Source organism: Calidithermus chliarophilus DSM 9957, from assembly GCF_000430045.1.
Taxonomy (GTDB): Bacteria; Deinococcota; Deinococci; order Deinococcales; family Thermaceae; genus Calidithermus; species Calidithermus chliarophilus.
On record NZ_KE387023.1, the window covers coordinates 446,313 to 451,921 of the forward strand.

Here is a 5,609-nt window from a genome sequence, read left to right on the forward strand (position 1 = left end):
CGCCACCAGGGCTACCGCGAGGCCCTGGCCGGTGCGGGCCTGCCCTACCGCGAGGAGTGGGTGCTGCCCGGCAACCACCGCGAGGAAGGGGGCCGCGTCGCCGCTCACGCCCTGCTCTCCCGCCCGCCCGACGAGCGGCCCACGGCCTTGTTCGTGGGCAACAACGAGATGACCGTCGGCGCGGTGCTCGCCGCCCGTGAGCTCGGCCTGCGCATCCCCCAGGACCTCTCCATCGTCGGCTTCGACGACTCGCGCTGGGCCCGCACCATGCAGCCCGCCCTCACCGTCGTGGCCCAGCCCGAGTACGACATCGGTTTCCTGGCCTGCGAAACCCTGCTCAGCCTCCTCCGGCACGGCAAGCCCGTGCAGCCCGTCCGCATCCGCCTCGCCACCACCTTCATCGCGCGCGATTCCACGGCCCCGCCCGGGCCCGCCTCGAGTTAGCCCCAAGGAGGAAGTCCAGGAGAAAAAGCCCGCCCCGGTCCCAAGCCCTCTAGCCCAAGCGTCAAGGAGCATGCCTATGCGCAAGAGCCACAACGTCCGCGTCGTCATCGGCCTCGCCCTCGCCGGCCTCGCCCTGGCCGCCCTCAGCTCGGTCGTGGCCCAGAACAAGCAGCCTTTCATCGGCCTGATCACTAAGACCGAGTCCAACCCCTTCTTCGTCAAGATGAAAGAAGGCGCCAGCCAGGAGGCCGCCAAGCTCGGCGCGAAGTTCATCAGCGCGGCCGGCAAGACCGACGGCGACAACGCCGGTCAGGTCGCGGCCATCGAGAACATGGTCGCCGCCGGGGTCAACACCATCCTCATCACCCCCAGCGACGCCAAGGCCATCATCCCCGCCATCAAGAAGGCGCAGGCGGCGGGCGTGCAGGTCATCGCCCTCGACAGCCCCACCGACCCCGAGGACGCCGTCGACGCGCTCTTCGCCACCAACAACTACCAGGCCGGGGTGCTCATCGGCGAGTACGCCGCCGCGGTGATGAAGGGCAAGAAACCGGTGATCGCCACCCTCGACCTCTTCCCCGGCCACCCGGTGGGCGCCCAGCGCCACAACGGCTTCCTGCAGGGCTTCGGCCTGCAGAGCTTCGAGGCCGACAGCAACGAGCTGGCCAAGCCCGCCGAGGTCGTGTGCATGGCCGACACCTACGGCGACCAGGCCAAGGGCCAGACCGCCATGGAGAACTGCCTGCAGAAGAACCCCAACATCAACCTGGTCTACACCATCAACGAACCCGCCGCCGCCGGCGCTTACCAGGCCCTCAAGGCTGCGGGCAAGGAAAAGAGCGTGATCATCGTCTCGGTGGACGGCGGGTGCGAAGGCGTGCGCAACGTCGACCGCGGCGTGATCGCAGCGACCTCCCAGCAGTACCCCCTGAAGATGGCCGCCCTCGGCGTGGCCGCCGGGGTGAAGTACGCCAAGACCGGGGTCAAGGCCCGCGGCTACGTGGACACTGGCGTGACCCTCATCGCCAAGCAGCCCGTGCCGGGCGTCAGCAGCAAGGACGTGAAGTACGGCCTGGCCAACTGCTGGGGGAAGTGAGCAGCCCAGGCACCCGACCGTGGGAAGGCCCGCTGGGCCTTCCCACCCCGCAGTGAGGAACCTATGGCGGAACAACGATCTCCCGGCACAGTCCCCACCCCCCGGCGACTGCTCGAGCGGCTGCCAAGCATTACCGTCCTGGGACCCTTCGTCGCGCTGCTGCTGGCGGTGCTCTTCTTCAGCGCCCAGTCCGACCGCTTCCTGAGCGGCCAGAACTTTTCGCTCATCCTGCAGCAGGTGCTGGTGGTGGGGGTCTTGGCGATCGGGCAGACCCTGGTGATCCTCACCGGGGGCATCGACCTCTCGGTGGGCTTCGTGATGGCGCTGGGCACCATGGTCATGACCAAGTTCGCCGTCGAACTCGGCCTGCCCCCCCTGCTGTCCGTCCTCTGCGGCGTGGCGGTCACCACCGGCTTCGGCTTCCTCAACGGCCTGCTCATCACCCGGGTCAAGCTGCCGCCCTTCATCGTCACGCTGGGCACCATGAACATCGCCTTCGCCCTAACCCAGATCTACTCCAAGGCCCAGACCGTCACCGGCCTGCCCGACGCGCTGCTGTTCTGGGGCAACACCTTCCGCCTGGGCGAGACCGTGATCACCTACGGCGTGGTGCTGATGATCGCGCTGTACCTGCTGGTGTGGTTCCTGCTGAGCGAGACCGCGCCGGGCCGCCACCTCTACGCCGTGGGCAACAACCCCGAGGCCGCCCGCCTGATGGGCATCCCCACCCAGCGGGTGCTGCTGCTGACCTACACCGTCGCCGGCCTCTTCTACGGCATCGCCGGGTGGCTGTTGGTCTCACGCACCAGCGTGGGCGACCCCAACGCCGGGCAGACCGAAAACCTCGAGACCATCACCGCCGTGGTGCTCGGCGGCACCAGCCTCTTCGGCGGCCGGGGCATGATCCTGGGCACGCTGTTGGGCGCCATCATCGTGGGCGTCTTTCGCAACGGCCTGACCCTCACCGGCGTCTCCTCGGTGTACCAGGTGCTCATCACCGGCGTCCTGGTGATCCTGGCCGTGACCGCCGACCAGCTCTCGAAGAGGAGGGGCTGAGATGGAATTCCGTCCCAACCCACAACGAACCCCCCCGCCAAACCCCGACCTGCCCCTCGACCAGGCCCGGCAGCCCGTCACCCAGGCCAAGGTGGTGCTCGAGGCCCGCGGCCTGGTCAAACGCTACGGCCACGTTACCGCGCTCGACGGGGCCGACTTCGAGCTGCGGGAGGGGGAAATCCTGGCGGTCATCGGCGACAACGGCGCGGGCAAGTCCACGCTCATCAAGGCGCTCTCGGGCGCGATCATCCCCGACGAGGGCCAGATCATCCTCGACGGCAAGCCCGTGCACTTCCGCAGCCCCCTCGACGCGCGACGCTACGGCATCGAGACCGTCTACCAGGACCTGGCGGTGGCCCCTGCCATGACCATCGCGGAGAACCTCTTCCTGGGGCGGGAAATCCTCAAGCCCGGCCTGCTGGCGCGGCTGCTACGGGTCATCGACAAGAAGCGCATGCTCGAGGAGGCCACCAACAGCATGAAGGACCTCAAGATCGGCATCCGCTCGATGAGCCAGGCGGTCGAGACCCTCTCGGGCGGGCAGCGCCAGGGCGTGGCCGTCGCCCGCAGCGCGGCCTTCGCCCGGCACGTGGTGATCATGGACGAGCCCACCGCCGCCCTGGGGGTGAAGGAGGGCAACATGGTGCTCGAGCTCATCCGCCGGGTGCGCGACCGCGGCCTGCCCGTGATCATCATCAGCCACAACATGCCCCACGTCTTCGAGATCGCCGACCGCATCCACATCCAGCGCCTGGGCAGGCGGGCCGCCGTGGTCAACCCCCGGAGGATCAGCATGGCCCACACGGTCGCGGTCATGACCGGGGCCATGAGCCCGGAGGAGCTCTCCCCCGACGAGCTGGCGCACTGAATACGCCCGAGGCCCAACGCTGAGCGCCCATGGCCCAAAAACACGCCGAGGGCTCGGGGTTGAGGTCCATACGCCTTCTCGCACGCGGAGCCCTACCCCCCGCGTCCGACGCCCGGTGTCTTGCCTCGAGCCAATTGCCGCTTTCTCTTGCGCGGGCTGTGAACTTGCCTCAAACTCGGCTGTGGGAATGCGCCTCTACCTCGATACGGCCGACCGCCCCTTGGCCGAGCCCCTGCTGCGCACGGGGCTGTTTTGGGGCGTCACCACCAACCCGCTGCTGCTGCAGGCGGCGGGCCTCAAGGCCGCGCAGCTCCCCGAGTTCTACGCCTGGGCCACGGGGCTCGGCGCGAAGGAGGTCTTCTTCCAGAGCTGGGGCCCCGACGCCGAGAGCCTGGTGGCGCGGGGCCTCGAGCTGCGCGCGATCGGGGAGCGGGTGGTGGTGAAGCTGCCGGTGAACCGGGCCGGCTGCCAGGCGGCGGCCGAGCTGCGGCGGCAGGGCTGCCCGGTGCTGCTCACGGCCGTCTACACCCCCGCCCAGGCCCTGCTGGGCGCGCTGGCCGGGGCGCAGTACGTAGCGCCCTACCTGGGCCGCATCGGCGAGGCCGGGCGCAACGCGCGGGCCGAGGTCGCGGCCATGCAGCGCCTGCTGCGCGACCTGGAGAGCCCCACCCAGATCCTCGCCGCCAGCCTGCGCCACCCCGACGACGTGGTGGCGCTGAGCCAGGACGGGGTGCGCGCCTTCACCCTGGGCCCCGCCCTGGCCCGGCAGTTCTTCGACGAGCCGCTCACCGAGACGGCCGTGCTGGCCTTCGAGCAGGCCATGAAGGAGGTTTCATCGTGATCATCGCTTGTGGCGAGGCCCTCATCGACTTCACTTCCCTGCCCTACGGCGGCCACACCGTCTACCGCCCCCACCCCGGCGGCTCGCTGATGAACGTGGCCGTGGCCTCCGGCCGCCTGGGGGCGCCCACCGGCTTCCTGGGCAAGGTCTCGCACGACACCTTCGGCCGCCTGCTGCGCCAGCACCTGCAGGAGAGCGGGGTCTCGCTGGCGTGGGTGGTCGAGGCCCGCGAGCCCACCACCCTGGCCTTCGTGCACCTCGAGACCGGCGAGCCCGAGTACTCCTTCTACGCCGGGGGCACCGCCGACCGCTCGCTCGAGATCGAAGAACTCCCCGCCCTGCCCAAGGACGCCGCGCTGCACTTCGGCTCGATCTCGCTGGTGCTCGAGCCCACCGCCGGCACCCTGGAATACCTCATGCAGCAGGAGTCGCGCCGCCGCTTCCTCTCCCTCGACCCCAACGTGCGCCCCGGCCTCATCCCCGACCGCACCGCCTACCTCGAGCGCCTGGAGGGCTGGCTGGGCCTCGTCGATCTCGTCAAGGTCAGCCAGGCCGACCTCGAGTGGCTCTACCCCGGCGAGTCCCCCAAGAGCATCGCCCAGGACTGGCTCGCCAAAGGCCCCGCCTTAGTCCTCGTCACCCTGGGCAGCGCCGGCTCCCTGGCCCTCAACGCCACCGCCACCAGCCTGGTCCCCGTCCCCAGGGTCGAGGTCGCCGATACCGTAGGCGCCGGCGACTCCTTCATGGGCGCCACCCTGGCCTGGCTCCACCGCCACGGCCGCCTGAACCGCGCCGGCGTGCAAGAGCTGGAAGAACCCGGCCTCGAGCAACTCCTCACCTTTGCCAACCAGGTCGCAGCGATCAACTGCACGCGGCCGGGGGCGGATCCGCCGTGGGGGCATGAGGTTGATGGTCGATAGTCGATGGTCGATAGCCCATAGCCTATAGCCGATAGCTGAACGCCTTTTGAAATCGATCATCCACTGGGGTTGTGCCCCGCCCCGCAGGCCAACTACAGCCCCACTCCCCAGTGGAAGGGCGCTCATGCCGTGCCGCCCCGCCCCGGCCGGGGTGTGCGGCTCACGCGGGAGGGGGTGGGCGGGGTGGCGCAGACGAGCATGCCGCCGGCCCCGGCGGCATGTCTGCGAGTCCCTCGGGGGAGCCCAGGGGGAGCAGGTTTCCGGCGTATGCCGGATCGCGTACCGCGATGCCCTCGCCATGTGGAATGGCCCTCCCCCTCGCTCCCCTGACGGCGGAGCGGGGGTCACCAAACCACCCCACCGCATACCGACCCATCCCCACCA

General features: G+C 69.7%; 6 protein-coding genes. All 6 read left to right on the forward strand.

Annotated elements, in window-relative coordinates:
• Positions 1-444: substrate-binding domain-containing protein (locus tag MEICH_RS23160; RefSeq protein ID WP_036218177.1), on the forward strand; the 444-nt coding region annotated here is incomplete at its 5' end.
• 76 nt (positions 445-520) lie between these two features.
• On the forward strand, positions 521-1,540 hold the full coding sequence (locus MEICH_RS0102220) for a sugar ABC transporter substrate-binding protein (protein ID WP_051303839.1): 1,020 nt from the start codon (positions 521-523) through the stop codon (positions 1,538-1,540).
• A gap of 63 nt (positions 1,541-1,603) precedes the next feature.
• A complete protein-coding gene (locus tag MEICH_RS0102225; RefSeq protein ID WP_027891267.1) occupies positions 1,604-2,596 on the forward strand; it encodes an ABC transporter permease in 993 nt (330 codons plus the stop codon).
• Between the two features lies 1 nt (position 2,597).
• Positions 2,598-3,464: an ATP-binding cassette domain-containing protein gene (locus MEICH_RS0102230; protein ID WP_245587604.1), complete on the forward strand. Its 867-nt coding sequence runs from the start codon at positions 2,598-2,600 to the stop codon at positions 3,462-3,464.
• A gap of 187 nt (positions 3,465-3,651) precedes the next feature.
• A complete protein-coding gene (locus MEICH_RS23165) occupies positions 3,652-4,305 on the forward strand; it encodes a transaldolase family protein (RefSeq protein WP_036218180.1) in 654 nt (217 codons plus the stop codon).
• Positions 4,302-5,225: a carbohydrate kinase family protein gene (locus MEICH_RS0102240; protein ID WP_027891269.1), complete on the forward strand. Its 924-nt coding sequence runs from the start codon at positions 4,302-4,304 to the stop codon at positions 5,223-5,225. The genes MEICH_RS23165 and MEICH_RS0102240 overlap by 4 nt, the downstream gene beginning before the upstream one ends.
• Positions 5,226-5,609: the final 384 nt, after the last annotated feature.